Source organism: Sphingobium sp. V4, assembly GCF_029590555.1.
Classification (GTDB): Bacteria; Pseudomonadota; Alphaproteobacteria; order Sphingomonadales; family Sphingomonadaceae; genus Sphingobium.
This window is the reverse complement of the sequence record NZ_CP081001.1, coordinates 582492-608543: the sequence shown is the minus strand read 5'-3', so window position 1 is coordinate 608543 and position 26052 is coordinate 582492. Positions and strand designations below refer to the sequence as shown.

Below are 26052 nucleotides of genomic sequence, written 5' to 3'. Positions count from 1 at the left end.
TCCCGTTTGGTTACGGGCCACCTATGCGATAATCGCAATACACCTGTCAACAACGAACTATGCGATTATCGCAATTCAATCATCTGATGTTGATAAATGTTCAGCTTTTGTTCTTATCCGGCTTGGATGAACAGAGGGAGAATCGTAGATGTGGGTGACCATTCCGACCTTTCGCGTGGTCAGTTTTGGCAATGCCGTTGGGCCTTGGAGATTGCGCCTGACCGCTGCAAGGCGCGACGCGATCGACAGCGGCCTAGGCTGCTATGACGAATGGGGAGCTTACTACGACATCGTGCCAGGGGCTATTGAGTGCAAGCATGTCCGGCCCCAAATGCTCGGGCTGAATGACGATCAAATAGACGATCTCATCACATCCGAGCGGCGCGCCAAATTATCCGTCCGACAACATCAAAGGGCGCGCCACCAAGAACGATCTCCTGATGGGATGCGTTCGAGGAGCAGGGCACGAGCCGCGCCGGGTCGGATTTGAATTGCTTGAAGGTGGCTTCGCCATCATCATTTAAAACAACGTAATAGCGATTATTGAACAGTACGCGGTCATCTGGATCTACGATTACGGTCGCGCCGTCGTCTACCAGAAGGTCCATCGAATCACCGACAACTCGCAACGCAAACGCTGAAGGCGGTATAGATGCATCCGGAGCGGGCAGAGCTTCGAGCGGATGCTGTATCGCCGCCTTCCAATTTCCCGCCGCTACCTGACCAATCACGGGGATCGAGCGGCCAACCGCGACAGCCCTCCCCTGGAACAAAACTGTACGAATCCTATCCATCTCAGAAGCCGATATGCGGCGGCGCCCCTTCAGCGCCTTATTCATTTTATCCTGATCCAAACCAATGCGGCGCGCCAATTCCGCTTGGCTAATGTCTTGCGCGTTGAGCAGCTGGAGGATTTCTTCTGGGTCCATAACGCGAGATTGCGAAACGTTGCGATAGTCGCAATTGCCATTATCGCATAACCCATCTTGACCAAGCATTGCGATTATCGCATAGCTCGCGTCATGAGCAACGAAGCTGACACGATCATCGACGGCTTGGGCGGCACAACCGCTGTCGCGAAGATGATGAGCGCGCCCATCTCCACAGTTCATAGCTGGCGGAAGAATGGCATTCCCCCTTCGCGCATGGCGCATTTGAGATTGGTGGTTGCGGCCGAAGGGCTTGCATGGCCTCTCGATAATCCAACAGGCGATCGCGTGTCGCCCGGCAAAACCGACGACTTTGCCGCCCCGCAAAGCGAGGCGGCGTGATGGACGCGCGGGAACCCTGGCCGAGCAAGCGGATCGACCCTGCTTTAATCCATCGCATGAAACCGATCGAAGTCGGGCTGGACTTAGCGGGGAACCGTTCGCCAGTAATCCTCGCTGGCGAACTGCGCGGACGCCTTCGCAAGGTGTTCGCTATAGGCGTTGAACAGCGGGACGGTCAGGGTGACGACAGTATAGTCGCCATTGTCCATCTTGAAGGACAGGCCGACGAAGCGCCGACCATCATTGTCGATGAAGGCGCCGACCTCGAGCGCGTCGGTGCCGGTCGGGGTAATGACGATTTCAGCCAAGTCAGTGCCTTTCGTGGTGATTCTGCACAGGCCACGATAGCCGAAGGTGGTGCGGTGACCAGTCCGGTTCTGAATAACCGTCGCCGCACCACCGGAGGGCCGAACTGATGGGCCGGTCCATCACCCTGTCGCCCGACCAGCAGTCGGGCAAGGCGGCCTTCAAGTCGCTGGTCAAAAGTTTCGGCGGGCAGGATGCCGCGTCGAGCGAGACGGGCGTGCGTCGCCAGAAGATCAGCGACATGGGCCTGCCCAATGTCGCCGAATTTCCGACGCTGGACCTGATCGACAGCCTTGAGGATCGCACGGTCGGCCTGCCCGGATGGCCGCATGTCACCAACTGGCTGTGCCGGCGGCGCGGCGGCGTGTTCGTGCCGCTGCCGCAGGGCGAGCACGATGCCGACGGCATGATGCTGACGGTCGCCGAACTGGCCGGCGAGCTGGGCGACGTGTCCCGTTCCATTTCCGATGCCGTCAGCGCCTCCGGCGACGGCGGCCGCAACATCACGGTCGCCGAAGCCCATGCCGCGCTGGCCGAGCTGGACGGCCTCGATCGCACGTCGGCGCAGCTGCGCCTCAAACTTATCGCCAAGGTGAAGGGAGAGTGACCATGATGGACCTGTCCGGTTTTCGTCCGTTCAGTCTGGAGCCGCTTGCGGGGCGCATCACGCCCGGCATCTATGCGTCCGAGCAGCTGATCCACGCGTGCCAGGTGAAGCATCTGGGCTTCATCGACGGGCGGCCGCCCAGCGCTGGCGTGCGTGCGCTGGCGGACTGGCTTGTGCGTCATGTCGATTTCATCGCCAAGCCGCAGCCGGGCAGCAGCCCGCTCAGCAGCGGCACCGCGATCGAGCGCGTGCTGGCAGGCGATATCCTGCCCGAAGAGAGTTTCGCCGTTTCCCTTGCGGAAATGACCGATGGCGCGGTGCTGCCCGACATGTTCGGCCTGCCCGCGTCCAGCGACCAAGATCCGTCCGCGACGGGGAATCCCCCCCCGACAGCCGTCGCGGGCGAGAAGGCGTCGGAGCAGGAAGCGGGTAATCCCCCCCATCCGCTTTCGGCTTCAGCGCCTTCGTTGTCGAGCGGTTCGGCATTGTCGAACGAATTACCCCCGATGGGCGGCCTGGGATCGGCGCTGCCGCCGGGCCGCCTGTTCCACCCGATCGCGGACAGCCGCTATCCCGAGGGCTTCGTGCTCACCGGGTGCGGCATTTCGCTGAATCTGGACGAAAGCACAGCCACCGCGATGCGCGAGGCGTTAGCCAAGGGAATCGAGCATCTGCGGGCGGTTCGCGCTCCTGTCCGGAGGGCGGCGGCATGATCGTGCAAAAAAGCGTCATCACCAACTGGCTGAAAACGGCCGTGACCGGCGAGACGCTGGTCTATGCGCGGGCCACCTTCCTGCCGCATGGATCGGAGGTCGCGAAGATCCTGCGCAAGGCGGAAGAAGACGGGCATGTCGTGCTGTATCGCGAGCGGCGAACGCACGGGCCGGGCGACGAGAATTTCCGTTATGTCGCCAAGCGCACGGCCAAGCCGCTGCCGGGGCAGACGATCATCGTCAAAGGGGTGAAGCCGCTGCCCGCCCGCAAGCCGCAGGACAAGCGGATCGGCGCAAGCGCCTCCCTACAGAGCGAGATCGCGCCGCAGGTGCGCGCGCTGATGGCCGAAGGCGTCCGCAACGGCGCGGCGATCGCGCGCGAGCTGGGGATCTACAGCCCCCATCCTGTCTACGATGTGATGCGGAGGCTGGCCGCATGAAGGACTTCACTCCCACGGCTGAGCAGATCAGCCTCCATGGGCTGGGCTTCATTCAGGTGAAGCTGCCCGCCAATCGCCGCATGCACGTCTGGCACCCCGATCTGCCGCGCCGTTCCTGTTATGCGCGATCGGCCATCCACAATCACCGGTTCAGTTTCCTTTCGACGGTGATGATCGGGGAACAGGTGAACCGTCGCTATGTGGTCGTTCCGACCCCCGATGGGTCGCACGACCGGATTTCGCATGACGGCCCGCGTAGCGAGCGAGGCGGCCGCCTTTCCTATGTGGCGGATCAGGTCAATGTCTGGGCCAGCCCCGATGAGCATTATGGTCCCGGCGCCAGCTATCTGATGCAGCCGCTGGAATATCATGAGACGCCCAATAGCGGCATCGTCGTCACGATCATGCAGAAGCTTCATGAAGGCGATGTTCATGCCTCCTCGCTTATCGAGCGCGGGCATGAATTCGATCAGGGGTTCGACCGGTTCCAGCTGGATGCCGCCGCGTTGTGGGCTGTCGTGGTTGACGCATTAAAGCGTGGTGATGCTGCCGACGTGATCAAGGCGGTGGCAGCATGAGCTGGGAAACCATCACCAATATCGCTCCGGCCAAAGCTGCTGCCATCCCGCCGATGGGCGTCGGTGTCGCATGTCGGAAGCTGGGCACGCGGAAGCGTGGCGAAGTCCGCTATATCCGTATCACGATCGCGCCTGCCCTAGCCGCGAAGCTCTGCCTGCGGACCGACAAGATCGGCCTCCGCCTAGCGCTGGGCAGCGGTCCGCACGCGGGCAAGATCGCGCTGTCGGTCGACGCCAGCAACGGCAACTTCATGGCGAAAAAGGTCAAGGACGGCGGATATTTCCTGACCATCAACGCGGCCAGCGCCGCCGGGCTGTTCAGCCTCGATTTTCCTTCCTTCGGGGCCGTGGCCGAGATGCTGCCGCCCGAGCGTGACAAGCCGCCCATGGCGGCTTTCCGCGCCAGCGCCGAAATGCTGGAGGCGGAATAGATTATGACTGGCTGGAAACCCGGCGTCATCATGATCGCCACGGAGCACGGGCGGACGCCCTTGCCCGGCTGGATATCGGAACCATTCGGGCTCGACTGGGGCATCGATTCCGAAACTCGACTCCCGGTGTGGATCGTCCATCATTTGCCCACGGGATATAATCTGATGGCGGTCGACCATGGCATCGCAGATGTCGTCCAACTGGTCGACTTGCTTCGTTCCCTAGGGGACTGGTCCTTCACCGACATGGGGCGGGTCGAAGATTTTGCCGACACGCTGGCTGTCGTCCGGGCGTCCGGCTTCACCGTTTTCAGTCCCAGGATTCGTGTCGGCCGTCCGACCATGCCGAACGAGCTGCCACAGGTGGCGGCATGACCGGCCAGAACCGCAGCGCCGCCGTCATGCAGCGTCGTCGCGTCGCGCCTGACAGCCTTGACTATTTCCCCACGCCGCCCTTCGCCACGCGCGCGCTGTGCGAGTTTCTGTCGCGCGGCGCCCCCAGCCTGCCGCTGGCCGACATGCGGGTTTGGGAACCGGCGTGCGGCGAGCTGCATATGGCGCGGGCGCTTGGCGAATATTTCGGCGATGTCCGCTCCAGCGATGTGCATCGTTATGGCGACCATGAAGTCATGGATTTCCTGTTCTTCGGCGGCCGCGAACCGGAGACGGACTGGATCATCACCAATCCGCCGTTCGTGCTGGCCGAACATTTCATCCAGACAGCCCTGACGGTCGCAAAGGGCGGCGTAGCGATGCTGCTGCGAGGAGCCTTCCTCGAAGGGCAGGATCGCTACGCCCATTTATTCGAGCGGACGCCGCCGGACTATGTCCTTCAATTCACCGAACGAGTGGTGATGCTGGAGGGTCGGCTGATCCGGGCTGGCGAGGTCGACCCGTTCGCGGAAAAGGGCGGCACGAAAGCGTCCAGCGCGACCAGCTATTGCTGGTTCGTCTGGCTGGGCGGCGGCTTCGAATGGCGTGATACGCGTCTGCGCTGGATCGCGCCATGTCGCCAACGCCTGGAGCGGCCCGGCGATTATCCGGACTATGCGGCCGTCGCCGCCGATCGTCCCGATGACGGCCAGATCGATATCGCTGACATATTGGGAGAGGCCGCGTGACGGATCGCGCCAATCGCTGTGGCTGTGGCCGCATGCCCGTCATCCGCAGCAAGGTGCTAGACGATGACGTTTTAACATGGGTCGAGTGCCAAGGCTGCCGCCGTACCGGCGCGGAAGCGATCGACAGCGCGCGCAACGATGCCGCCGCCGTCGCCAACTGGAACAATGGCAAGGGGAGGGAATGGTGAGCGCGCTTGTCCGCATCATGGAGGATCGCGTCGTCGCCGACAGCCGCGATGTCGCCAGCGCCTTCGGGAAGCAGCATAAGAACCTGATTCAGTCGGTCGATCGGCTTTTGCAGGATGAACCCGATCTTGGGCTGAATTTTCAGCCCAAGATGTTTCCGGTCGCGACGGCCAAAGGCGCGACCCGTCATGTCCGCCGCTTCGACATGGACCGGAAGGGCTTCATGCTGCTGGTCATGGGCTTCACCGGCGAAAAGGCGCTGGCGCTTAAGATTGCGTGGATCGACGCGTTCGACCGGATGGAACAGATGCTGTCCGACGGCGCGGCGAACGACCTGGCACCGCCGGACCCGTCGCCCTTCCTGGATATCCGGGAAAAGCTGCTGTTCGTGCGCGAGGCGCGGACGCTGGGCGGGCGGGCCGCCGGTCGCCGTGCGTGGACGCTGGCGGGCCTGCCCGATGTCTTTACCGGCGAGGAACCGGCGATGCTGCCCGGTTCGGCCGCTCTGGACGAAGGCGTGACGCAGTGGCTGGCCGAGCGGACCGAGCGCTTCGACGGGCGCACGCAGGCGTCGGTCCTCTATGCCGATTATCAGCGCTGGTGCACGCGCGACGGGCTGTCGCCGCTGCCGATGAAACAATTTTCCGCGCAATTGCACGGCCATGGCCACCACAGCCGGAAGTCGAGCGTCAGCCTGTATCCGGGCCTGCGCCTTCGGGGAGAGACTAAATGACCGCCTGCATCAACAAGACCAGCCTGCTCGGCTTCCTGGGCGAAGATCCGCGCAGCGCCGAATTTGCCAACGGCGGAGCGGTGGTGACTCTGCGTCTCGCCACCACCGAATATTGGAAGACGGCCGACAATCAGCGCAAGTCGGCCACCGAATGGCACACTATCGCGATCTACAACGAGGCGCTGGGCAAGATCGCCATGTCCTATCTGCGCAAGGGCAGCGCCGTCTATGTCGAGGGGCAGCTTCGCTATCGCAAATATACCGATCGCCAGGGCGTGGAACGCTGGGTCGCGGAGGTCGTGCTGCCCAAGGGGCGCGGCGAGCTAAAGCTGATGGACAAGCGCCAGGACGAAGCGTCGCGCCGCGAGGAATCGGGGAAGGACCGCGCCGCAGGCGATGCGCCGCCACTGGACGATGAAGTGCCCTTCTGACGCCAGCGCGGGGCGCCCAGACCCTGGCGCGCCCGTTCCGACGCCAGCACCGATGATTGATTGACCGGGAAGCCTTGCGCTTTCGCCGGGGGGATTTTTTGACCGTGAACCATATCGCACCCCTTTCACCGCTCGGACAGGCAGCGCTGAGTTACGCGCGCCGGGGATGGCCGGTGTTTCCGTGCCGCGAGCGCGACTTGGAGATCGTCAAGGGCAATGGCGACAAGATGACGCTGAAGGCCAAGGCACCCTATGTCGGCAGCGGCTTCAAGGATGCCACCCGCGACGAAGAGGTGATCAAGGGATGGTGGCGGCGTTGGCCTGATGCAATGATCGGACTGCCGATGGGCGATAACGGCCTGTTCGCACTCGATTTCGATCCGCGCTTCGATGAGGACACGGGCGAAGTCTTCACGCTCGAAAGTCTGAAGGCGGCGCTGGTCGACCAGATGGGTTGCGACCTGCCCCAGAGCCTGACCGCCATGACGCAGAGTGGCGGCGTCCATGTCTACCTCCTCCAGCCTCGTGATGGCGGCGAGCCGATCCGCAACCGTGGAAACCTGCCCCGGCATGTCGATGTGCGCGGCCAGGGCGGCTATGTCATCGCTCCGCCCTCTATCCTCTACCATGAGGATGGCAGCGAGGGCCGGTATAGCTGGCTGTCGAACCGGCATGACGATCCGGTCGATGCGCCGTCACCGCTGGTCGACATATTGCGCAAGAAGGGGAAGAAGGTTCGCGACGATGCCGAGCGGCCGCGCGCGGGCGCGTCGGCCGCCAGCTCGCCCGCGGATGCGCCTGCTGCCCGTCCGGCCGACGCAACCAAGGCGGAATATGAGGCGGTGCGCAAATATGGGCTTTCCGCCCTGGACAAGGAATGCGAGCTGATCCGCCGCGCCGCGTCCGGCGCACGCAACGCCCAGCTGAACGAAAGCGCGTTCAATATCGGCACGCTGGTCGGGTCGACGCCGTTCCCCGCGCTCGACGCCCGGTTCGCGCGTGCGGCGATCGAGGCGGCCGCGCGCGACAATCCCGGCGATGACGACGATCAGCAGCTCATCGCCACGATCAACAGCGGCTGGACCGCCGGGGAGGCAACTCCCCGTAACCTGACTGACGTCGCGACGCGCGCGCGGCAGCGCGCGGAGCGGCCGCATCGTTCCTCCCGCTCTGCCTCCGCCTCCGCACCTCCCCCGTCGACTGATAATAGCGAGCCAAGCTCCCAAGCGGGAGGGCAAGGGGTCCAGACAGGCAAAGAGGGTGAAGGGGGCGCCATAGACCCCAAGCTGACGCTGGAATGCGCGCGCTACCCGATGACGGACCTCGGCAACCTTGAGCGCTTCCTTGCCCGTTATGGCCATGATTTCCAGTGCGTGGCCGCGTGGGCGGAAAGCTCCAGCTCGCCCGGCTATATCGCCTGGGACAAGACGCGGTGGAATCGCAGCATGGCCGACGCGTTGTTCGGCCGTGCCGCGCAGGAAACCATGCGGCTGATACAGGAAGAGGCCGATTTCATCCGCTCGAGCGGCGTGCCGTTCCCGCCAGAGGAAGGCGACTTGGCCGATCCTGATGAGGGCAAGGAAGCTGAAGAGGACGCCGGCGACACCGACGATCCGCAGGAACCGGGTTGGCAGGAAAAGCAGTTCATCAAAGCGGAAGAAAAGCGCGAAGCCCGCCGCAGTGCCATGTGGTATCTGCAACGGCATCTGGCGCGGAAGTCCCGCCATGACGGCCCCCGTTACGACTTCATCTTCCAAGTGAAGAGCAATGGCGACATCGTGCTGTTTTCCGACAAGCTGGCCGCTTGGGGCCGCACGTCGGAGAGCAGCGGGCATATCGAATGTCTGCGCAAGCTGGCGCCGCCCCGCCTGTCCGCCCGTCCGGAGGAGTTCGACGCGGATCCGCTGGCGCTGAACGTTCAGAACGGCACATTGGTGTTCCACCGGCCCGATGGCGATCGTGCGGCCTTCGTCGAGCTGCGCGAGCATCGCCGGGAAGACAAGATCACGAAGATCGCGCGGGCATCCTATGAGGAGGGTGCGGATTGTCCCCAGTTCGACGCTTTCATCGAGCAGGTCCAACCTGCCGAGGACATGCGGGAATGGCTGGGGCGCTGGTCAGGCTATAACGGCCTCGGCATCGCCGACGCGCAGGTCATGGCCCTATTCTACGGCGAGGGATCGAACGGGAAGGGCGTCTGGGTCCAGACGCATGCCCATATCCTTGGCGACTATGCATGGGCGACCGGCATCGAAACCTTCATGGATTCCGGCTTCAAGCGCAATGGCGGCGGTCCGTCGCCGCACCTCGCCGCGCTTGCCGGCCGTCGCATGGTTTACGCCAACGAACCGGAGGATAATTCGAAATTCTCCGACGGTCTGGTCAAGTCGCTGACGTCCGACGAGCCGATCGGCGGCGTGCGTGAGCTGTACGGCCCCGCGTTCGAATTGCTGATCACCTTCACCAACACGGTGATGGCGAACAACCTGCCCCGCATCGGCACCGACTTCGGCATCCGGCGGCGTATGCAGGTGGTGCCATGGAACATCATCATTCCCAAGGATCAACAGGACAAGCGGCTGAAGGACAAGTTGCGCGCCGAAATGTCTGGCATCCTCAACAAGATGATCCGGGGCGCGCTGGCCTATCTGACAGACGGGCTGACGATGCCGGAAGCCATGATCGAGGCGACGCAGGCCTATCATGAGGATAACGACCTGCTGGGCCAGTTCCTGACCAAGTGCGTCGCGCGCGAGGCCGGCAGCACGGTCGGTTCGACAGCGCTGCATGACCTGTTCGTCGCCTGGCAGACATGGTCGGAAAACCTGCCCCAGACGGGCAAGGCCTGGTCCGCGAAGAAGCTGCGCGCCGAAATGGAGCGCAAGAGCTTCCGCATCAACAAGTCCAGCACGATGAAATGGCAGGACATCATCCTGCGGTACGACCCGCTCGATTTCGTAGAGGATGGCAAGCCGGTCGAGCGCGACCTGCCTCCGCCCCGCTATGGCGACCTGCCGTCCGCTGGAGCGCCCGCAGGGGCACCTGCGCAGGCGAGCGCGCTGGATAGTCCCCCCGTACCCCCCTCGGCTCTACCGCCGCCGAGTTTCGACGATGACGATTTGCCGCCGTGATCCCTCCCACGCTCCCGCCATTGGGAGGATGCCGACCATGGGAGCCGCAGTTTTCCGCCGTTTTGGGAGCATGGGAGCCTTGGGAGGGAATTTGCGCAAACTTTATCTGGAGAAAACAGGGACGTGTTCCCGCCTCCGCAAAGGTGCCTCTGTGATGAGTAGGGAAATGACCGACATGCCGCCCTGATCCTCCCACACTCCCAACTGCGGGAGGATTGCATATCCTCATTTTCCGCAGATTTCCGCAGGTTTGGGAGCTTGTGGGAGCTTGGGAGGGAAAATCACCAAATCCCACGGGCGCGCACGCACGCGCGTATACACACATGCGCGCACGCGCGCGGACTTATCAGGATATTCCTCCCATGCTCCCACACGATAGCTATCCTACTGATTTATCTAATACTCTTCCTCCCATATCTCCCTCCCAAGAGAGGGAGGAAGGGAGGATGTATAGCTTTGCCGATGTGGAAGAGCGCCTGATAGAGGCCATGCTGGTCATGTCGCGCCTGTCGGACCGGGAAGCGGGATGGCTGCGGGTCAAGGCCAGCTGGCCGGATATCGTCCGCGAACGGGAGGCCGGCGACTATGACGCGCGCGGATACCTGGGCAACAGCAGCGACATCCCGATCAAGCCGCTGCCCGCCACCCGGCGCGACGTCGACCAGATGGAGCAGGCATTCGGGTGGGTGCTGGCGGCCAAGCCGGACGATCGGCGGCTGATCGCGCTGGCCATCGGGGCGCTGGCGCGCGGTGCGAAGCGGGTGCCGTGGATGCAGTTGCGCAAGCCGATGGGGATCAAGCTCGGCGCGCACGGCCTGCGGAAGCGATATGAGCGGGCGATGCATCTGGTGACAAAGGCCGCAAACGCGCAGAAATGCGCGGAGTTGGCGTGTCAAACGCTATAAGTTGTGGCGCTGCAATAATGTTTGTCCACTTCTCGGCCCGTTTGAGCATATAGCTATCTACGCTTGGGGCAGGCCTGCGGGTCGGTTCAAGGCATCCTCTCCTTAAACTCGATGACGCCCCGCTTGGCCCTTGCCTAGCGGGGCGTCATCATTTCCGGGTGCGCGACATGGGACGGCTCAAAGCGCTAGGCTCCCGCGTCGGGTCGATGCCCGCCAAGGTCAGGGCTGCTCCGAAGCAAGCCGAAGGGTTCTACTCGTCGTCGGCGTGGCGCGAGCTGGTCCGCGATCGTCGCCGCGACCCAGACTATCAGCTGGCGCGCCAGCGGGCCAAGCCGGGTGAGCGTCTGATCCTCGACCACATCGTCGAGCGCAAGGATGGCGGCGCGGACCTCGACCCTGCCAACACGCAATGGCTGACCAACTCGGAGCATCAGGCGAAGACGGCGGCGGCGCGGGCGGCGAGGTCGCGCGGCGAGACGTGGGGGGGTGGGTCAAAAGTCTAGGAGGTCGGTCGCCCCTGCACCGCCGTCCCTCTCACGTGGAGATTTTTTTCGTGTCGGATTGGGATTTTGACCTGTTGGGTGACCCGATCCCGGAGGGGCACGGTCGCCGTGGCCGGCCCGCCCATATGCCGACCGACGAAAACCGTAGGAAAGTCATGCTGTTAGCCGCGTTCGACAAGAACGAGGAGCAAATCGCAGCGGCGCTTTCCATCACGCCGCCCACTTTGCGGAAACATTATTTTCGTGAGCTGCGTTCGCGGCTCGAAGCGCGCCATCGGCTGGAGGGCAAGCTCCTCTCAGCCTTGGTCAAGGAAGTCGATGCCGGCAACGTCTCGGCGATCGACAAGTTGTTCAAGCGGTTGGACCGGCACGACCTCGCCACCGGCGCGGGCATGCAGCGGGCCAAGGAAACCAAGCCCGCGAAGAAGGGCAAGAAGGAGAGCGCGATCGAGCAGGCACACAGTGCGCATGAGGGTAGCCCGTGGGCCAACCTGCTGAAGCACTGAGCTGGAATTTCGCCTGCCCGGATTGGGTAGAGCGACTGAAGGCGGGTAAATCCCTTCTGCCGCCATTGCCGTTGAACGATAATGAGGCCGACCGGGCCATCGCGATCTTCAACAATCTGAGGCTTCCTGACGTGCCTGGGCAGCCTTTGATGGCGGACGCTGCGGGGGAATGGGGGCGCGATATCGTCCGGGCTATCTTCGGCTCCATGGTCGATGGCGAGCGCCAGGTGCGCGAAGTCATGGCGCTGGTGCCGAAGAAGAACGCGAAGACCACCAACGGCGCGGCGATCGGCGTGACGGCACTGCTCATGAACGAGCGGCCGCGTGCGGAATTTGTGCTGGTCGGGCCGACACAGGAGATTGCCGACACTGCTTTCCAGCAGGCGTCAGGCATGATCGACGCCGATCCATACTTGAAGCAGCGCTTTCATGTCGCGGATCACCGCAAGGCGATCTGGGACCGCGTCCTGAAGGCCACGCTCAAGATCAAGACCTTCGATATGAAGGTAGCCACCGGCTCCAAGCCTGTGATGGTGCTGATCGATGAGTTGCACCTCATGGGGGCGATCAGCTACGCGTCACGCGTGATCGGCCAGCTGCGCGGTGGTATGATCGCGAACCCGGAAGCGTTTCTGGTCATCATCACGACGCAGAGCGACGAAGCTCCGGCGGGCGCGTTCAAGACGGAACTGGATTATGCGCGCGGCGTCCGCGACGGTCGGATTGCAAACGGCAAGATGCTGCCGCTGCTCTACGAATTTCCGGAGGCGATGCAGACCGACCAGGCTAAGCCCTGGCAGGATCCGCGTCACTGGCACATGGTTTTGCCCAATCTGGGACGGTCCATTTCTATCGCGCGCCTGGTGGAAGAGTATCAGGCGGCCGTCGACAAGGGTCCGGAGGAAGAGAGGCGTTGGGCTTCCCAGCACCTCAACATCCAGATCGGCATGGCGCTGCATACCGATCGCTGGCGGGGCGCCGATTATTGGGAAGCTGCGGCCGACACGACGCTGACATTGTCGGAGCTATTGGCCCGGTGCGAGGTGGCGGTCGTAGGTGTCGACGGCGGCGGCCTAGATGACCTTTACGGGTTGTGCGTTGCAGGCCGGGAGAGAGGCACGAAACGCTGGCTCTACTGGTTCAAGGGCTGGGTCTACGCCGAGGTGTTAGGGCTGCGGCAGGAAATTGCCCCGCGACTGCTGGACTTTGAGAAGAATGGCGACTTGGTCATCATCGGCCATAATGGCGGTCCGCCATTAGATGATGACTTGGATGATGAGACGCCGCCATCCGAGCTGTTCTGCGACGAGCAGGATGTACGTGAGATCGTCGCGATCATTGAGCAGGTAAAAGATAGTGGGTTACTGCCAGAGAAAGGTGCGATCGGTCTCGATCCCGAAGGGATCGGTGCTCTGGTGGATGCGCTGGCCGAAATCGGCCTGGTGCAACCGCAAGTCGTCGGCATCACGCAGGGCTACCGTCTCGCGTCAGCCGTCTGGTCTCTCGAACGGAAACTGAAACATCGCATGGCGGCCCATTCGGGTGCGCCGATCATCAACTGGTGCGTCGGAAACGCGAAAGCCGAGCAAAGGGGCAATGCTGTGATCATCACTAAGCAGGCCGCCGGCAAAGCGAAGATCGACCTGTTCATGGCGGCATTGAACGCCACCAAATTGCTGGAAGCAAATCCGGAAGCGGGCAGCGGAAACCTAGACGAATGGATCGCGGGACTGGCCGCATGAACTGGTTCAAGAAGTCGATCATCTACGTCGCTCGCGCGATCGGGCTGACCGACGCGCGGCTGGCGCGCTATTTCTCCGGCCCTGAGAGCTACACTGGGGAGAGTGTGACGGCGTCGTCCGCGATGGCGCTTTCCACAACATGGGCTTGTGTGAACCTGATCGCAGGCACGTTGGCCTCGCTGCCACTGATGGTCTACCGCGGGTCGGGGGATCAGCGCGTGGTCGCAACCGATCACCCGCTATACAAGCTTCTGCACGACAGCCCGAACGCTGATCAGACTTCGCTGGAATTCTGGGAGTTCATGTGTGCCAGCCTTGAGCTGCAAGGCAATGCGTATAGTCGGATCAATCGTGCCGGCGATGGTCGCATCACTTCCCTCTCGCCGCCTATACCCGCCGAATGGATGACGGTGCGCCGCCTTCCATATGGCAAGCTGGAATATAGCTGGACCGAGGAAGGCGAGACGCACACCGTAACCGAAGAGCATATGCTCCACCTGCGCGGCTTCGGTGGCAGTCCGCTCGGCGGCCTATCTACCCTGACCTTCGGGCGTCAGGTCTTCGGGCTGGCCCAAGCGCTGGAGCGCACTGCCGCGACGACGTTCGCCAATGGCATCCGCCCTTCCGGCGTGCTGAAGGTCAAGGACACGCTCAAGCCAGAACAGCGGCAGCAGGTGGAGCAGCTGCTGCTGGAAAAGTATCAGGGGGCGATACGAGCCGGCACGCCGCTGGTGTTAGACCGCGACATGGAATGGTCGCAGCTCACCATCGATCCTGCTGATGCGCAGTTTCTTGAAAGCCGCACATTCTCTGTTGAAGAGATTTGCCGAATGTTCGGCGTTCCGCCGGTGATGATCGGCCACACGTCGAAAACGTCCAGCTGGCCGAGCAGCACCGAGCAGCAAGGCCTGATCCTCCAGAAGTTCACGTTCCGTCGGCGCCTAAAGCGCATCGAACAGCGCCTCGAAAAGAGCCTGCTCACTGCCGCCGATCGCGCGGCAGGCATCCGCTGCGAATTCAACATGGAAGGCATCCTGCGCGGCGACAGCGGCGCGCGGGCCACCTTCTACCAGATCGCCCTGCAAAACGGCTGGATGACCATCAACGAAGTGCGCCGGCTGGAGAATATGCCGCCGGTCGCCGGTGGCAATGTCCCCCGGATGCAGATGCAGAATGTCCCGATCACCGAGGCGGCAGGCATTGACCACAATGGTGGGCCGACCCTGGAGGAAGACGATGATACTGACGAAGAATAGCTCCATCTGCCTCGACACGAAGGCCATCTCGGACACCGGCGTCATCGAGGGCTATGCCAGCGTGTTCGGCGTCGTGGACAGCTATAGCGAGGTCGTGGAGCCGGGCGCGTTCGTGGACAGCCTGGTGAAGAGCCAGCGCACGGGCCGTCGCGTGAAAATGCTGTATCAGCACGACCCGTCGCAGGTGATCGGTGTCTGGGACGACCTGGCCGAGGACAGCAAGGGGCTGTGGGTCAAGGGGCGCCTCCTGATCGACCGCGTGCCCAAGGCCGCTGAGGTGCACGGCCTGCTTCAGGAGAAAGCGCTCGACGGCCTGTCGATCGGATACCGCACCATCGAGGCCAAGCCCAAGGACGGTAAGCCGGGCGTCCTGTCCTTGCTGAAGCTGGACCTGATCGAAAACAGCATCGTCACCTTCGCCGCCAATGAACGGGCGCGCGTCGAGGTGGTCAAGTCCATGTTGACCGGCGGCACCATGCCGACCGTTCGTGAATTTCAGGAAACCCTGCGGGAGCTTGGTTTCTCGAAAAGCAAGGCTGCTGCCCTGGCGTCGGCCTGCGCACCGCATCTTCGGGGGGAACCCGAGGTCGAAGCGGACCCCATGATGGCCTTTCTGGAAATGCTCCGGTCTGCGCCGATCGAAGACCTCACGGGTGAGCCGTAAGGCGCCCTTTCGGAGAATTGTCATGAAGAAGCTGTTTTTTGTCGGCGCGCTGCGTGGCGCGCTGGGCGCGATGACGCGCAACGAACGCCGTCTCGGTCGGTACCTGCGCGACGGCGACGGCCACCCCACCGACGTCAAGTCGCTGGCTGAGAAGATCAAGAAGGATTTCGACGCCAAGTTCGACAAGGTGAAGGAGATCGCGGAAGACGCGGTCGGCAAGGCGAAGACCGGGGAAGACCTGACCAAGGCCGCCAAGGAACTCGCCGACGAAGCCATCACCGGCATGAACGAGGTGAAGCACCGCCTGGACGATATGGAGCAGAAGCTTGATCGGCAGAAGGGCGACGGGGACAAGGCTCCGACCTCGATCGGTTCGCAGTTCGTTGCCGACGAGCGCGTGAAGGCGTTTCTCAGCGGCGAAGGTAAGCGCGGCAAGGTCGATTTCACGACGAAGGCCAACCTGACCTCCGCGACCACCGGTGCTGGCGGCCTGGGCGACGCCGTCAACCAGACCCGCCTGCCGGGCATCATCGCCCCGCCCGACCGTCGCATGACCGTTCGCGACCTGATCACGCCCGGCCGGATGGACGGCAACACGCTGGAATATGTGAAGGAAACCGGCTTCACGAACAACGCCGCGCCCGTCGCAGAGGGCGCCGCCAAGCCGCAGTCGGACATCACGTTCGACCTCGTGTCGACCACCGCCAAGGTGATCGCGCACTACGCAAAGGCCTCGCGCCAGATCATGGATGACGTCTCGCAGCTCGAATCCTACATCAACGGCCGCCTCAACTATGGCCTGGCATATCGGGAAGAGTTGCAGATCCTGAACGGTGACGGCACCGGCCAGAACCTGCTGGGCATCATCCCGCAGGCAACCGCCTACAGCGCGCCGGTCACGATCGCCGGGGCGACCTCGATCGACAATGTCCGCCTCGCCATGCTTCAGGCTGCCCTGGCGGAATATCCGGCCAGCGGCACGGTCATGCACCCGATCGACTGGACGGTGATCGAACTGACGAAGGATGCGGCCGGCGGCTACATCTTCGCCAACCCGGCCCAGCTCACCGGCCCCGTGCTGTGGGGTAACCCTGTCGTCGCGACGCAGGCGATCGCGCAGGACAAGTTCCTGACCGGCGCCTTCAAGCTCGGCGCGCAGTATTTCGACCGCTGGCTCGCCCGCATCGAAATCGCCACCGAGAACGAGGATGATTTCATCAAGAACATGATCACCATCCTCAACGAAGAGCGCGGCGCTCTGGCGGTCTATCGCCCGGAAGCCTTCATCTACGGCGACTTCGGCCGCATCGCCTAACCACTGACGCCGGGGCGGTCCGCCGTCCCGGCCATAGGAGGTCTGCATGACCAAGAAAGTCTATCTCGTGAAGCGCCAGCATGATGGCGACAAGCAATATTGGGAAGGCGACAAGCGCACCATGCTTGCCTCCGACGCCAAGCATCTTGTCGACCTCGGAACGCTGGAGCTGATCGGCGACGCCGAGGATGAGCCGGCGGAAGAAAAGGCGGAAGACGCCCCAGAAGACAAGATGGAGGAATCTCCGTCGAACAAGGCCGCGCCGAAGCCAGCCAACAAGAAGGCTGTCGGCACGAAGAGCAAGGAAGCCTGACATGAGCAGTAGCGCCGCCATCTGGGCCGCCAGCAAAGGCGGCGCCCTGTCCCCCCTGTCGCTATCCTCGGCCGAGCTTGCTTTCGGTACCGCCGTCACGCTGAATATTGTCGGCGCGACGGCCGGTTCGGCATTGTCGTCATCCGATCTGCCCATGGGATGGACGCTCAACAGCGCCGCCCGGACGATTTCCGGCACGCCGAACAAGCGGGGCAGCATCGCATTTTCAATCACCGAGACGCTGGCGGGCAAGGCCAACTCGCCGAAGACGACCGCGCTCGGCCTGTTTGTTGCCGACGCTGCCCCCTCTGCTACCGCCCTCGCCTCTGCCATCGATGGCGCAATCGGCCGCGGCATTCGCCCGCGCAATGAGCGCATCGCCGTGATCGGTGACAGCATTGCATACGGCAACAGCTTCTCGGCCAGCGCAACGAACGTGAAGCTCTATGCCAAGGGCTATCTCAATTGGGCATCCTTCCTCGGCCGGCAGCGCTGGTCGTTCCGTAATCAGGATAATTTCGGCGGTTCCGGCGACAACACGAACGACGTCATTCTCCGCATCGACGCAGCTCTCGCCGCCACGACGGCAGGAACCGTCGTTCTGGACTGCTTGACGAACGATGGCCCCAATGGAATCAGCCTTGCCCAGTCGAAGACGAATTATCAGCTGCTGATCGCAAAAATACTGGAATCGGGCAAAGTCTGCATTTGCATCACGCCGCGCCCGCGCGACATCACCGCGTCGAGCCTGACCATGACGGCCACGCAGTATCGCGATCATCTGGCGCGCCGCGATTTCGTGCTGGGCCTGCATAACCCTGGCGCTGGCATCTATGCCGTCGACATGTGGCGGTATCTCGCCGATCCCGCCAGCGCTAACGGAGCGATGCGCGCAAACTTCAGTTATGACGGCCTGCATCCTGGCGTGTTGGGTGGCTATTGGGGCGGTAAGGCGCTGGCCGAACTGCTCGGCACCGGCCGGGGACATGGCCTGTTCCCGTTCCGCGACGTGCTGCCGGGCCAGAACAGCGACGTGTTCAATGCCTCCTACCCGCGAGGCTGCGTCAACTCCAACCCGATGATGCAGGGCGGCACGACCGCTGCAACCGGCTATACCGTCGGCGGCGGATCGGGTGTCACGGCGACCGGCTCCAAAGCCAGCCCGCCCAGCGGACGCACCGATATTCAGCAGATCGTGCTGGGCGGTACCGGCTCGGCAGCGGGCGACGTGTTCGATTTCTACCAGACGATCAGCGCGGGCAACCTTGCCGTGGGCGATGTGGTCGAAGCCTTCGCCGAGGTCGAATATGACAGCCTGTCGGGCCTGACTTCGCACGGCCTCACCTTGGTCGATACCGGCAATTTTTCCAACATCGTCGGTTTCCTCGTGGACAGCACCGACATCAACGCCATGCCGTTCGTGCTGCCCGAGCCGGTGCAGGGCGTCATGCGCACGCCGCGCCTGACGCTCAGTTCCACCACGCTGCGCGCTGGCATGAAAGGCCGTTCCATCAATGGACAGGCTGTGGCCTGCACCTATCGTGTGGGCGCGATGTCCGTCCGGAAGGTCATCTGATCGATGCGCGTCACCGTCGTCATCCCTCCTCAACCCGTGGTGACTTGGGCCGAAGCAAAGGAACATCTGCGCCTGGACAGTGACGATGAGAAGGTGATTGTCGAGGCGATGATCGCGGCGGCAACCGAGCATCTGGACGGTCCATCCGGCTATCTCGGTCGCGCGCTGGGTCTTCAGACGCTGGAAATGTTCCTGCCGTCGTTCGGAGTGATGTCGATCGCCTTCCCGGTCCTGCCAGCGGTGGACGTGGTGTCGGTCGAATATGTCGACGGCAATGGCGAAACGGCGATCCTGGAGGCCGAAGATTTCGAACTGAGCGGCAGCCTCCTTCGCCCCACCTGGCCGCGCTCGTGGCCGTCTGCGCAGTGGCACGGCTGCGATGGGGAGCCCGTTCGCATCCGCTACCGGGCCGGGTATGCCGTCAATCCCGACGCTGATCCTGTCGTGTCGAATATCCCCGCCCCGATCCGCGCGGCGATCCTGCTGATGGTGGGCGACTTGTATCGGAATCGCGCGACGGTTGCCGTGTCCAACACATATGCGGTGCCGATGTCGACCACGGTGGCGGCGTTGCTCCAGCCCTATAGGGTCTACCGCTGATGTCGCTGGATGCAGGGCGTCGCGACAAGAGAATTGTCGTCGAGATCAGATCTGTGGAAACCGACGATTATGGCGGCGAGGTCGAGACTTGGTCGGAAGCCGCAAAACCTTGGGCTGATGTCATCTACGGGGCTGGAGCAGAGCAGCGAGCGGCAGCGCAGCAAGGCGCTTCCCAGATCGCCTCTTTCGAATTTCCGCGAGATAGCCGGACGCGCGACATCAACCCGACCGATCACCGCATCCTGTTCGATGGCGGCATCTGGAATATCACCGCCAAGCAGGAGCTGGAGGCAAACGAGGGCATTCGCGTAACCGCGATCCGGGCAGCGCCATGAAGGAGAAGGCCATGAAGGCTCCTGAAACATTGTCTGTGGACATCATGTCAGCCGACTTGGTTGGCCGAGTCGATGTGTTCTTTGAGGGCGTGAGGGTCGATCGGGTCGTCGCGTACGACATGATTGAAGGATGGATCGACGCTCACGGTCACGATGGTGACGGAGGGTTGGTTGTCGAGGGCGACCGTCTCAAGATTGTCCGACTGCGCGGACATGTGTCTGCTGCCGTTAGGACGGCCTCCTGATGGCGCGCTCTGGTAAATTCGAGGGGTTCCGCGAAGCATCCCGGCAGATGAACGAGATGAGCAAGGCGATGGCTCGCGGTGTTGGGCGCAAGGCGCTGACGGTGCCGGCGGAAATGCTCGCGCGTGACGTTCGGGCCAATGTGCCGGTGCTGACCGGCGAAACTTATGAGAGCGTCGACGTAACGGCCGCCAAGCAGAAGGGCGGCGTCGCGCTCCAGGTGGTTGCTGCGCATATCGCCGCCGTCCAGCTGGAGTTCGGGAACAGCGATCAGGCCGCGACGCCCTTCTTCCGCCCCGCTGTCGATGCGGGGTTCGATCGGCGCAACCAGGCGTTCGCGGACGCGCTCGTGATCGAGGTGGACACGGCCGTTATCAAGAAGGCCGCCAGCGACGCGCGCAAGGCGGCGAAGGGATAGTCATGGATTTTCAGACCGCCGTCAGGGCGCGGCTGATCGCCGACGGCGCGGTCGCCGCGATCGTCGCCGCGCGCGTCTATTGGGTGGAGCGGGCGAAGGGCTCCGATCTGCCCGCCATTACGATTCAGGTCATCAGCGATCCGCGACCGGCGCACCTGAAAGGGCTCGACGGCGCGCGCGGGACGCGGGTCCAGCTCGATTGCTGGGCGCTGTCCTATGGCGCAGCGCTAGCGCTCGCCCGCGCTGCCATCGCCGCGCTGCTCGATCCCGCCACCGTGTCGGGCAAGCGGTTCGGCAATGCGCGGGTCGATGGGCAGCGCGACCTTTCGGAAACCGTCGCTGACGGCACCCTTGTCCACCGGCAGTCGGTGGATCTTATCCTCTGGCACGTAGGAGATTGAAATGGCGGAAACGCAAGAGGCCAGCGTTGGCTACATGGGAGAGGTCTGGCTGAATAACGGCACCGCCCTGTACGAGCTGAACCAGGTCAAGGGGTTCCAGATCCCCGGCGGTGGCGAGCGCGACCAGACCGAAACCACTCACCTGAAGTCGCCCAACTGGCGCCGCGAATATGTCAGCACCTTTTACGCTGACAGCGATTTTGAGGTAACGCTGAACAGCCGCCCTCTATCGACGACCGACACGCTGCTGGAAGCGGCGCGCGCTGCCGGCGATGCGCGAGAAATGCTGGTCGTGCTGCCGGAGAATGGCGAGCCAGTGGCGCAGATCAGCCTGACGGCGAAGTGCGTGAACTATAATCGCGGTGAGGTTTCGGTGGACGGCGTGATGGAAGCAACCGCGACCTTCCGCGTCGTGACGATTGAAGAGATCGAATCCTACGTGGCGCCGGCGCCGTAATGCCCAACATTCAGAAGGGTGAGGCTTCCTTCAAAACCTCGGCAGGCACCTTTCATCTGGTGCTTGATTTCAACGCCTTCGCGGAGGCGGAGGAGGCTGCCGGCATGTCGGTGGCCGATCTCATGCGGGAGCTGGCGCCGGAGTTCGATCCGGTCAGCGGCGAGGTGACGAAGAAGCCGCGCATCAAGCATCTCGGCGCGATCCTGTATGGCGGCCTCCAAGCCCGGCATCCCGGCACCAGCTTCAAGGAAGCCGTCAATATGATGGGGGACAGCGAAGATGTGGGCGAGGCGATCGCCCGGGCGCTGGAGGGCGTGATGGCCAAGGCCGAGCCGAGTGCGGAGGGAAAGGATCGGGGCGCAGCTGGGACTGGGACGAAGCCCAAAAGGACTGGGCGGCAGAAGGCCTAGATCCAGACTGCTTCTGGCGGCAGACGTTCCGCTCCTATCGCAACGTCATGCAGGGCCGCGCCGCCGGCAACCAGGAGCGCATCATCATCCTCGCCCACCAGATGGAGAGCATGGCCCGGCAGGATCGGCTCCGTCCTCTTCGGCACTATTTGCAGAAAGGTCAGCAGAAGAAGGCTGACGGGGCCATGACCGTTCTGGCTATGCTGCAGGCGATGAAGGAAAAGCAGGACAGGGCGGCGGGTTAGCGCCGCCCTGTGTCATTATGCTGGTTCTTTGAGGCCGACGCACTGCTTCCAGATGCCGCCCACGGTGCCGAACTGCTTTCGATATTCGATCCTGCTTCCCGAGCCCTCAGGGAACACGGAAAAGGCCAGCGAGACGCCGCCGTAGCCGTTCTTGATCAGCACCACACGGGAGCCGTCATCGCGCGGCATGGGCGCGGTGTTGTTCTTGTTGGCGAGGCAGAATGCCACCTCATCGGCGCTGCGCGCAGTGTGGAAGACTTCGGTTGGTTCCTTGCTCAAGACCTTCTGCGTCGATGCGCAGCCGGACAGGAGAATGGAACCGGCCAGCATGGCCGTAACAGCAAACTTCATATGAACCCCCATTTCGCCGCGAGAGTGCGGCGCGGGGTTTATGAAAATACCGACTTGGAATTTCCATATTTTAACGGGCTAACGGAGATTAGGAATGGCAGAAAGTCAGGGCAAGGGCGTCGTCCTTGGCTATCTCCGCTATGTGCTGGGCTTGGACAGCCTCGCCTTCCAGGAGGGTCTCGGCGATGCTGACAAGCGCCTGAAGGCAGCGCAAAAGTCGTTGAGCAAGACAGCGGACAAGTTCAAGACGATCGGCGCGGCACTGACGGTTGGTGTTTCTGGACCACTGATCGCCACCGCCGCGAAGGCCGTGCAGGGTGCCAAGGATCAGGCGGCAGCCGTCGCCCAGGTAGATGCCGCGATCAAGTCGATGGGCAATGCCGCGGGCCTTTCGTCCGACCAGTTGTCGAAATTCGCCGACAAGCTGGAGATGAACAGCCTTGTCGATGCCGACGAGATCCTGCGCAAGTCAACGGCGAATCTCCTGACCTTCGGCAACATCGCCGGCGACACCTTTCTGAAGGCGCAGCAGGCGGCCGTGGACATGGCGGCCCGCATGGGGACCGATGTCCAGTCCGCGACCATCATGGTCGGCAAGGCACTGAATGACCCGGCGAAGGGTCTCGCCGCGCTGTCGAAGGCGGGCATCCAGTTCACAGATCAGCAGAAAGAGCAGATCAAGACGATGCAGGCCGCAGGCAACATTGCCGGCGCGCAGGCGATCATGCTGGGCGAGCTGAACCGCCAGTTCGGCGGCGCGGCCGAGGCGGCGGCCAAAGCGGAGCCAATGCGGCAGGTCATGGTGAAGCTCGGCCAAGCGGGTGATGCGATCGGCGAAAAGCTGCTGCCGCTGATCCCGGTCATGGCCGATGCGCTGTCGAGCGTTCTCGACATATTCACGTCGCTGTCGCCGGAAACGCAAAAATGGGTGCTGATCATCGGGGCAGCGGCCACGGCGCTCGGGCCGGTGGCCCTCGGCGTCAGTGGTCTGGTTTCGGGCTTCGGGGCAGTGCTGCCGCTGCTGCTCAAGGTCGGCCCCGCATTCAGCGCCCTGGCTGGGGTGATTTCGGGAACGGTCGTGCCGGTGATCGCCACCATCGCCCGCGCCTTGGTCGGGCTTGCGATAGCCGGTGGCCCGCTGACGCTGATCGCGGCGGCGGTGGCGGCGACCGTAGTGGTCTGGAAGAACTGGGACACGATCGGCCCGATTGTACAGAAGCTCTACAACGGCGTGAAAACGTGGCTTGTTGATCGTCTGGGCAAGGTCTGGGATTGGCTGAAGGGCAAAATCGAGGCGGTCGGCCAGTGGTTCTTCAACCTGTATGATGCCGTTGTCGGCCATTCCTATGTGCCCGATATGGTGGACGAGATCGGCGAGAACATGGCCCGGCTTCAGAAGCTGATGGTCGATCCCGCACAGAAGGCGACCCAGTCCACCGGCGACAAGTTCCGCGAGATGGCCCAGCGTGTGGGCGGCATCATTGACGAACTGTTCCCCAAGGCGGCTGCGCTGCGCGAGGAACTGGCGAAGCTCGCCGCGCTGGAGGCTGACAAGACGCTGTCGCCTGATGTGCGGACGGTCGCCATAGCGCGCCAATCCGCTCGCGTTGGCGATGCGCGGCAGGCGGCAAACGACGAAATGCTGCCGGCGGTGGAGCTGGCTCCCGGCGCGCTCAACGATGCATGGGAGGCGGTGAAGAGCACGGCCGCCCAGGCAGCGACCAGCCTACAGGCCAGCACCGCCGCCACCGGGCAGGCGTTCGTCGACATGGCGAACAAGTCGCTCAACGCCCTGTCCAACCTCGCCTCGGCGATCCGGGGCGGCGGTATCCTCGATATCCTTTCGTCGGCCTTCAATGCCTTCGGGACGATTGCCGGGGCGGGCGCATTCGGCAAGCAGCTCCAGACCAGCTTTTCGAACTTCGTACCTATCTCAGGATTCCGGGCCAACGGCGGGCCCGTGACGGCTGGCCGATCCTATGTCGTGGGCGAACGCGGCCCAGAACTCTTTACCGCATCTCGATCGGGCTATGTCCATGCCAACGGTTCTGACGCTGGACGACGCGGCTCAGTAAGCTTCGACCTGCGCGGCGCGGTCATGACCGAGGATCTGCTCGCCCAGATGAACGACCTTGCGAACGGCGCGGCACAGCGTGGAGCCATGGGAGGGCACGTCATGACCATGGATCGCCTGCGCCGCAGCGGAAGCCGCCGGCTCGCCTGATGGCCAGTATTATGTTGCCGACCGATCCCGGGCCGAACGGGATGGAGTTGAACTATGTCGAGTTCGGCGGAGTGTTGACCCCGGCGCTGGGCGGCGCGGCGCAGCGGATCAATCGGCCCGGCGATCGACATGCCGTCGTCTTCTCGATGCCGCCGCTGGTGCTGGAACCGCACGGGCGGATCTGGATCAACCGGCTGCGCCTCGGCGTGCAGCTGGGCGCTGTGGCTGAGTTCCTTCAACCCGACTTCCATATCGGATCGCCGGGTGCCCCGGTCATCGACGGCGACGGACAGGCAGGCAAGGTGCTGAGCCTGCGCGGATTTACGCCCTACTACCAGGCGCGCGAAGGGCAGGCCTTCAGCATCATCATCGGCGGCCGGCGTTACCTGCATTTTTCCGATGAGACGAAACGCGCGGGCCCCGATGGGAAGATCACCGTTTCCGTATCGCCCATGCTGCGCGCATCGCCGGCAAATGGCGATGTCTGCGAGTTCGGATCGCCCAAGATAGAGGGCATCCTTTCGGACGACGCCAAGCGCTGGACGACGAACATCAACCGACATGTCGGAATCAGCTTCACCGTGACGGAGGCCCGATGACCCTGACCCCTTCAATGATGACGGCGCTCCAGCAGTCGCATGTTCGCATGACCGGGCTAGTCAAGATCGAACTGCCCGATCACACGATTAGGCTGTGCGACGGTGGCTTTGTCGATTGGAGTGGCGAAAGGTTTGAGTGCGTAGATCCAATTTTCGGAACGATCGACAGCATCGACAGCCTCGAAGATGGCGTCAGCGACGACGCGCCGGGCGGTCGCCTGACCTTCTTTCCGGCGTCGTCATCGGCAGCAGTACAGCTGTCGTCGCCTGAGTTTCAGGGGGCAAGATTTCGTCTTTGGCTGGCAGTGCTCGACCCGATGACCAACGCCGTCATCCCCGATCCTGACCTGTTGTTCGACGGCGAGCTGGACGTGACAGTATTCAACGAGGGGCTTGGCGAACGGTCGCTCGACATGGAGTTCGTCTCCTCCGCGGAGCGGCTATTCGAGGTGCAGGAAGGCGCGCGCCTGTCAGACGCATTCCACCAGGAAATATGGCCGGGAGAGCGGGGTTTAGCGAACATCACCGGCATCAAGAAAAAGGTCTATTGGGGCGGCGAGGCGCCGCAGAGTGGGATCAACAGAGGCGCTGCCTGGTATGTGGGGAACATGTTAAGCGAGTTGAGGGCGAACAGTGCGTTCGTATGACCGCAGAGTGGCGGCTGCGCAAAAGACCGTCGACCGTTTTGAAGGAAAGCCCTTTGCGTGGGGGAGATATGACTGTTTGCGCATGGCCTATTACCACGCCCGCGGTATGGGTAAGCGACCACCAGCGCCCACACAATATCACAGCGCCATCACCGCGAAGATCGCGCTTGGCGAACGCGGCGCTTCCAATCTCACGGAATTGCTTGACGGAATCTTTCCACGAATTGCCCCTGCCCAGACGTGGGCGGGAGACCTGATCATGCTTCCGGGGGAAGCGCCTTTCGGTTCGCTTGGCGTGGCGGTCGGCAATGGGCGGGTGCTGGCCTACCATGAAGATACCGAGGGCGCGGCCATCTTGCAGCCGCTTCTGCCTGTCGCGGCTTGGAGGCTGTAA

At 63.0% G+C, this 26052-nt stretch carries 36 protein-coding genes; 32 read left to right on the top strand and 4 right to left on the bottom strand.

Annotated features, from left to right (window positions below):
• Positions 1-368: 368 nt before the first annotated feature.
• Positions 369-998, bottom strand: coding sequence for a LexA family protein (locus K3M67_RS03125; RefSeq protein ID WP_285832256.1), 630 nt, complete (start codon positions 996-998; stop codon positions 369-371).
• 24 nt (positions 999-1022) lie between these two features.
• Between K3M67_RS03125 and K3M67_RS03120 the strand changes: the two genes are divergently transcribed.
• Positions 1023-1271 (top strand): hypothetical protein, encoded by a 249-nt coding sequence (locus K3M67_RS03120; protein WP_285832255.1) that lies wholly within the window; start codon positions 1023-1025, stop codon positions 1269-1271.
• 83 nt (positions 1272-1354) lie between these two features.
• Here K3M67_RS03120 and K3M67_RS03115 read toward each other — a convergent pair whose 3' ends face one another.
• Positions 1355-1579: a hypothetical protein gene (locus K3M67_RS03115; RefSeq protein ID WP_285832254.1), complete on the bottom strand. Its 225-nt coding sequence runs from the start codon at positions 1577-1579 to the stop codon at positions 1355-1357.
• Between the two features lie 107 nt (positions 1580-1686).
• On the opposite strand from K3M67_RS03115, the gene K3M67_RS03110 reads away from it, so the two are divergent.
• The 22 genes from K3M67_RS03110 (at position 1687) to K3M67_RS03005 (ending at position 19663) form a co-directional block, all read left to right on the top strand.
• Positions 1687-2184, top strand: coding sequence for a phage regulatory CII family protein (locus tag K3M67_RS03110; RefSeq protein WP_285832253.1), 498 nt, complete (start codon positions 1687-1689; stop codon positions 2182-2184).
• A gap of 2 nt (positions 2185-2186) precedes the next feature.
• Positions 2187-2897, top strand: a complete 711-nt coding sequence (locus K3M67_RS03105; protein ID WP_285832252.1) for a hypothetical protein — start codon at positions 2187-2189, stop codon at positions 2895-2897.
• On the top strand, positions 2894-3337 hold the full coding sequence (locus K3M67_RS03100) for a hypothetical protein (RefSeq protein WP_285832251.1): 444 nt from the start codon (positions 2894-2896) through the stop codon (positions 3335-3337). The genes K3M67_RS03105 and K3M67_RS03100 overlap by 4 nt, the downstream gene beginning before the upstream one ends.
• Complete coding sequence (locus tag K3M67_RS03095) at positions 3334-3915, top strand: hypothetical protein (protein ID WP_285832250.1); 582 nt, start codon at positions 3334-3336, stop codon at positions 3913-3915. Before K3M67_RS03100 ends, K3M67_RS03095 begins: the two co-directional genes overlap by 4 nt.
• The gene (locus tag K3M67_RS03090) at positions 3912-4346 is read left to right on the top strand and encodes a hypothetical protein (protein WP_285832249.1); all 435 of its coding nucleotides are present in this window, start codon (positions 3912-3914) and stop codon (positions 4344-4346) included. The genes K3M67_RS03095 and K3M67_RS03090 overlap by 4 nt, the downstream gene beginning before the upstream one ends.
• Before the next feature lie 3 nt (positions 4347-4349).
• Positions 4350-4721, top strand: a complete 372-nt coding sequence (locus K3M67_RS03085; protein ID WP_285832248.1) for a hypothetical protein — start codon at positions 4350-4352, stop codon at positions 4719-4721.
• Positions 4718-5467: a hypothetical protein gene (locus tag K3M67_RS03080; protein WP_285832247.1), complete on the top strand. Its 750-nt coding sequence runs from the start codon at positions 4718-4720 to the stop codon at positions 5465-5467. Before K3M67_RS03085 ends, K3M67_RS03080 begins: the two co-directional genes overlap by 4 nt.
• Complete coding sequence (locus K3M67_RS03075; RefSeq protein WP_285832246.1) at positions 5464-5655, top strand: hypothetical protein; 192 nt, start codon at positions 5464-5466, stop codon at positions 5653-5655. Before K3M67_RS03080 ends, K3M67_RS03075 begins: the two co-directional genes overlap by 4 nt.
• Positions 5649-6386, top strand: a complete 738-nt coding sequence (locus K3M67_RS03070; protein ID WP_285832245.1) for a Rha family transcriptional regulator — start codon at positions 5649-5651, stop codon at positions 6384-6386. The genes K3M67_RS03075 and K3M67_RS03070 overlap by 7 nt, the downstream gene beginning before the upstream one ends.
• Positions 6383-6817, top strand: a complete 435-nt coding sequence (locus K3M67_RS03065; protein ID WP_285832244.1) for a single-stranded DNA-binding protein — start codon at positions 6383-6385, stop codon at positions 6815-6817. The genes K3M67_RS03070 and K3M67_RS03065 overlap by 4 nt, the downstream gene beginning before the upstream one ends.
• A gap of 104 nt (positions 6818-6921) precedes the next feature.
• On the top strand, positions 6922-9948 hold the full coding sequence (locus K3M67_RS03060) for a phage/plasmid primase, P4 family (RefSeq protein WP_285832243.1): 3027 nt from the start codon (positions 6922-6924) through the stop codon (positions 9946-9948).
• A 446-nt stretch (positions 9949-10394) separates the two neighbouring features.
• Entirely contained in the window at positions 10395-10853 is a 459-nt protein-coding gene (locus K3M67_RS03055) for a DUF6362 family protein (protein ID WP_285832242.1), read from the top strand.
• 167 nt (positions 10854-11020) lie between these two features.
• Positions 11021-11356: an HNH endonuclease signature motif containing protein gene (locus K3M67_RS03050; RefSeq protein WP_285832241.1), complete on the top strand. Its 336-nt coding sequence runs from the start codon at positions 11021-11023 to the stop codon at positions 11354-11356.
• Positions 11357-11406: 50 nt separating this feature from the next.
• Positions 11407-11862 carry a hypothetical protein gene (locus tag K3M67_RS03045; RefSeq protein ID WP_285832240.1) on the top strand — a complete coding sequence of 152 codons (456 nt, stop codon included), beginning with the start codon at positions 11407-11409 and terminating at the stop codon, positions 11860-11862.
• A complete protein-coding gene (locus tag K3M67_RS03040; protein WP_285832239.1) occupies positions 11838-13604 on the top strand; it encodes a terminase large subunit in 1767 nt (588 codons plus the stop codon). Before K3M67_RS03045 ends, K3M67_RS03040 begins: the two co-directional genes overlap by 25 nt.
• Positions 13601-14860 carry a phage portal protein gene (locus K3M67_RS03035; protein WP_285832238.1) on the top strand — a complete coding sequence of 420 codons (1260 nt, stop codon included), beginning with the start codon at positions 13601-13603 and terminating at the stop codon, positions 14858-14860. Before K3M67_RS03040 ends, K3M67_RS03035 begins: the two co-directional genes overlap by 4 nt.
• Positions 14841-15524 carry an HK97 family phage prohead protease gene (locus K3M67_RS03030; protein ID WP_285832237.1) on the top strand — a complete coding sequence of 228 codons (684 nt, stop codon included), beginning with the start codon at positions 14841-14843 and terminating at the stop codon, positions 15522-15524. The genes K3M67_RS03035 and K3M67_RS03030 overlap by 20 nt, the downstream gene beginning before the upstream one ends.
• Positions 15525-15546: 22 nt before the next feature.
• Entirely contained in the window at positions 15547-16839 is a 1293-nt protein-coding gene (locus K3M67_RS03025; protein WP_285832236.1) for a phage major capsid protein, read from the top strand.
• A 46-nt stretch (positions 16840-16885) separates the two neighbouring features.
• The gene (locus K3M67_RS03020; protein WP_285832235.1) at positions 16886-17152 is read left to right on the top strand and encodes a hypothetical protein; all 267 of its coding nucleotides are present in this window, start codon (positions 16886-16888) and stop codon (positions 17150-17152) included.
• Between the two features lies 1 nt (position 17153).
• Positions 17154-18728, top strand: coding sequence for an SGNH/GDSL hydrolase family protein (locus K3M67_RS03015; RefSeq protein WP_285832234.1), 1575 nt, complete (start codon positions 17154-17156; stop codon positions 18726-18728).
• Positions 18729-18731: 3 nt separating this feature from the next.
• A complete protein-coding gene (locus tag K3M67_RS03010; protein WP_285832233.1) occupies positions 18732-19328 on the top strand; it encodes a head-tail connector protein in 597 nt (198 codons plus the stop codon).
• Positions 19328-19663 (top strand): head-tail adaptor protein, encoded by a 336-nt coding sequence (locus K3M67_RS03005; RefSeq protein ID WP_285832232.1) that lies wholly within the window; start codon positions 19328-19330, stop codon positions 19661-19663. Before K3M67_RS03010 ends, K3M67_RS03005 begins: the two co-directional genes overlap by 1 nt.
• Before the next feature lie 47 nt (positions 19664-19710).
• Here the strand turns inward: K3M67_RS03005 and K3M67_RS03000 are convergent, their stop codons facing one another.
• Positions 19711-19878: a hypothetical protein gene (locus K3M67_RS03000; protein ID WP_285832231.1), complete on the bottom strand. Its 168-nt coding sequence runs from the start codon at positions 19876-19878 to the stop codon at positions 19711-19713.
• A gap of 29 nt (positions 19879-19907) precedes the next feature.
• On the opposite strand from K3M67_RS03000, the gene K3M67_RS02995 reads away from it, so the two are divergent.
• Genes K3M67_RS02995 through K3M67_RS02975 form a run of 5 tightly spaced genes read left to right on the top strand, consistent with a single transcriptional unit; the run spans position 19908 to position 21837 of the window.
• The gene (locus K3M67_RS02995) at positions 19908-20324 is read left to right on the top strand and encodes an HK97-gp10 family putative phage morphogenesis protein (protein ID WP_285832230.1); all 417 of its coding nucleotides are present in this window, start codon (positions 19908-19910) and stop codon (positions 20322-20324) included.
• Positions 20325-20326: 2 nt separating this feature from the next.
• Complete coding sequence (gp17, locus tag K3M67_RS02990) at positions 20327-20725, top strand: tail completion protein gp17 (protein ID WP_285832229.1); 399 nt, start codon at positions 20327-20329, stop codon at positions 20723-20725.
• A 1-nt stretch (position 20726) separates the two neighbouring features.
• Positions 20727-21182, top strand: a complete 456-nt coding sequence (locus K3M67_RS02985; protein WP_285832228.1) for a phage tail protein — start codon at positions 20727-20729, stop codon at positions 21180-21182.
• The gene (locus K3M67_RS02980) at positions 21182-21592 is read left to right on the top strand and encodes a hypothetical protein (RefSeq protein ID WP_285832227.1); all 411 of its coding nucleotides are present in this window, start codon (positions 21182-21184) and stop codon (positions 21590-21592) included. The genes K3M67_RS02985 and K3M67_RS02980 overlap by 1 nt, the downstream gene beginning before the upstream one ends.
• Before the next feature lie 47 nt (positions 21593-21639).
• Positions 21640-21837: a hypothetical protein gene (locus K3M67_RS02975; protein WP_285832226.1), complete on the top strand. Its 198-nt coding sequence runs from the start codon at positions 21640-21642 to the stop codon at positions 21835-21837.
• Between the two features lie 15 nt (positions 21838-21852).
• Here K3M67_RS02975 and K3M67_RS02970 read toward each other — a convergent pair whose 3' ends face one another.
• Entirely contained in the window at positions 21853-22188 is a 336-nt protein-coding gene (locus K3M67_RS02970; protein WP_285832225.1) for a hypothetical protein, read from the bottom strand.
• Positions 22189-22282: 94 nt separating this feature from the next.
• On the opposite strand from K3M67_RS02970, the gene K3M67_RS02965 reads away from it, so the two are divergent.
• From K3M67_RS02965 to K3M67_RS02950, 4 genes are read left to right on the top strand one after another with little or no spacing between them, the layout of a single operon-like run.
• Positions 22283-24412, top strand: coding sequence for a phage tail length tape measure family protein (locus K3M67_RS02965; RefSeq protein WP_285832224.1), 2130 nt, complete (start codon positions 22283-22285; stop codon positions 24410-24412).
• Positions 24412-25011, top strand: a complete 600-nt coding sequence (locus K3M67_RS02960) for a hypothetical protein (RefSeq protein ID WP_285832223.1) — start codon at positions 24412-24414, stop codon at positions 25009-25011. Before K3M67_RS02965 ends, K3M67_RS02960 begins: the two co-directional genes overlap by 1 nt.
• Positions 25008-25658, top strand: a complete 651-nt coding sequence (locus K3M67_RS02955; RefSeq protein ID WP_285832222.1) for a hypothetical protein — start codon at positions 25008-25010, stop codon at positions 25656-25658. Before K3M67_RS02960 ends, K3M67_RS02955 begins: the two co-directional genes overlap by 4 nt.
• On the top strand, positions 25645-26052 hold the full coding sequence (locus K3M67_RS02950) for a DUF6950 family protein (protein WP_502958890.1): 408 nt from the start codon (positions 25645-25647) through the stop codon (positions 26050-26052). The genes K3M67_RS02955 and K3M67_RS02950 overlap by 14 nt, the downstream gene beginning before the upstream one ends.

Coding starts and splice junctions, on each gene's coding strand:
- K3M67_RS03085 (WP_285832248.1), top strand. CDS start 4,350: ATGACTGGCTGGAAACCCGGCGTCATCATGATCGCCACGGAGCACGGG.
- K3M67_RS02995 (WP_285832230.1), top strand. CDS start 19,908: ATGGCGCGCTCTGGTAAATTCGAGGGGTTCCGCGAAGCATCCCGGCAG.
- K3M67_RS02980 (WP_285832227.1), top strand. CDS start 21,182: ATGCCCAACATTCAGAAGGGTGAGGCTTCCTTCAAAACCTCGGCAGGC.
- K3M67_RS03065 (WP_285832244.1), top strand. CDS start 6,383: ATGACCGCCTGCATCAACAAGACCAGCCTGCTCGGCTTCCTGGGCGAA.
- K3M67_RS03020 (WP_285832235.1), top strand. CDS start 16,886: ATGACCAAGAAAGTCTATCTCGTGAAGCGCCAGCATGATGGCGACAAG.
- K3M67_RS03005 (WP_285832232.1), top strand. CDS start 19,328: ATGTCGCTGGATGCAGGGCGTCGCGACAAGAGAATTGTCGTCGAGATC.
- K3M67_RS03025 (WP_285832236.1), top strand. CDS start 15,547: ATGAAGAAGCTGTTTTTTGTCGGCGCGCTGCGTGGCGCGCTGGGCGCG.
- K3M67_RS02970 (WP_285832225.1), bottom strand. CDS start 22,188: ATGAAGTTTGCTGTTACGGCCATGCTGGCCGGTTCCATTCTCCTGTCC.
- K3M67_RS03105 (WP_285832252.1), top strand. CDS start 2,187: ATGATGGACCTGTCCGGTTTTCGTCCGTTCAGTCTGGAGCCGCTTGCG.
- K3M67_RS03125 (WP_285832256.1), bottom strand. CDS start 998: ATGCTTGGTCAAGATGGGTTATGCGATAATGGCAATTGCGACTATCGC.
- K3M67_RS03090 (WP_285832249.1), top strand. CDS start 3,912: ATGAGCTGGGAAACCATCACCAATATCGCTCCGGCCAAAGCTGCTGCC.
- K3M67_RS03080 (WP_285832247.1), top strand. CDS start 4,718: ATGACCGGCCAGAACCGCAGCGCCGCCGTCATGCAGCGTCGTCGCGTC.
- K3M67_RS03055 (WP_285832242.1), top strand. CDS start 10,395: ATGTATAGCTTTGCCGATGTGGAAGAGCGCCTGATAGAGGCCATGCTG.
- K3M67_RS02965 (WP_285832224.1), top strand. CDS start 22,283: ATGGCAGAAAGTCAGGGCAAGGGCGTCGTCCTTGGCTATCTCCGCTAT.
- K3M67_RS03015 (WP_285832234.1), top strand. CDS start 17,154: ATGAGCAGTAGCGCCGCCATCTGGGCCGCCAGCAAAGGCGGCGCCCTG.
- K3M67_RS03120 (WP_285832255.1), top strand. CDS start 1,023: ATGAGCAACGAAGCTGACACGATCATCGACGGCTTGGGCGGCACAACC.
- K3M67_RS02960 (WP_285832223.1), top strand. CDS start 24,412: ATGGCCAGTATTATGTTGCCGACCGATCCCGGGCCGAACGGGATGGAG.
- K3M67_RS03095 (WP_285832250.1), top strand. CDS start 3,334: ATGAAGGACTTCACTCCCACGGCTGAGCAGATCAGCCTCCATGGGCTG.
- K3M67_RS03050 (WP_285832241.1), top strand. CDS start 11,021: ATGGGACGGCTCAAAGCGCTAGGCTCCCGCGTCGGGTCGATGCCCGCC.
- K3M67_RS03030 (WP_285832237.1), top strand. CDS start 14,841: ATGATACTGACGAAGAATAGCTCCATCTGCCTCGACACGAAGGCCATC.
- K3M67_RS03100 (WP_285832251.1), top strand. CDS start 2,894: ATGATCGTGCAAAAAAGCGTCATCACCAACTGGCTGAAAACGGCCGTG.
- K3M67_RS03110 (WP_285832253.1), top strand. CDS start 1,687: ATGGGCCGGTCCATCACCCTGTCGCCCGACCAGCAGTCGGGCAAGGCG.
- gp17 (WP_285832229.1), top strand. CDS start 20,327: ATGGATTTTCAGACCGCCGTCAGGGCGCGGCTGATCGCCGACGGCGCG.
- K3M67_RS02955 (WP_285832222.1), top strand. CDS start 25,008: ATGACCCTGACCCCTTCAATGATGACGGCGCTCCAGCAGTCGCATGTT.
- K3M67_RS02985 (WP_285832228.1), top strand. CDS start 20,727: ATGGCGGAAACGCAAGAGGCCAGCGTTGGCTACATGGGAGAGGTCTGG.
- K3M67_RS03070 (WP_285832245.1), top strand. CDS start 5,649: ATGGTGAGCGCGCTTGTCCGCATCATGGAGGATCGCGTCGTCGCCGAC.
- K3M67_RS03010 (WP_285832233.1), top strand. CDS start 18,732: ATGCGCGTCACCGTCGTCATCCCTCCTCAACCCGTGGTGACTTGGGCC.
- K3M67_RS03000 (WP_285832231.1), bottom strand. CDS start 19,878: ATGTCCGCGCAGTCGGACAATCTTGAGACGGTCGCCCTCGACAACCAA.
- K3M67_RS03035 (WP_285832238.1), top strand. CDS start 13,601: ATGAACTGGTTCAAGAAGTCGATCATCTACGTCGCTCGCGCGATCGGG.
- K3M67_RS02975 (WP_285832226.1), top strand. CDS start 21,640: ATGCAGGGCCGCGCCGCCGGCAACCAGGAGCGCATCATCATCCTCGCC.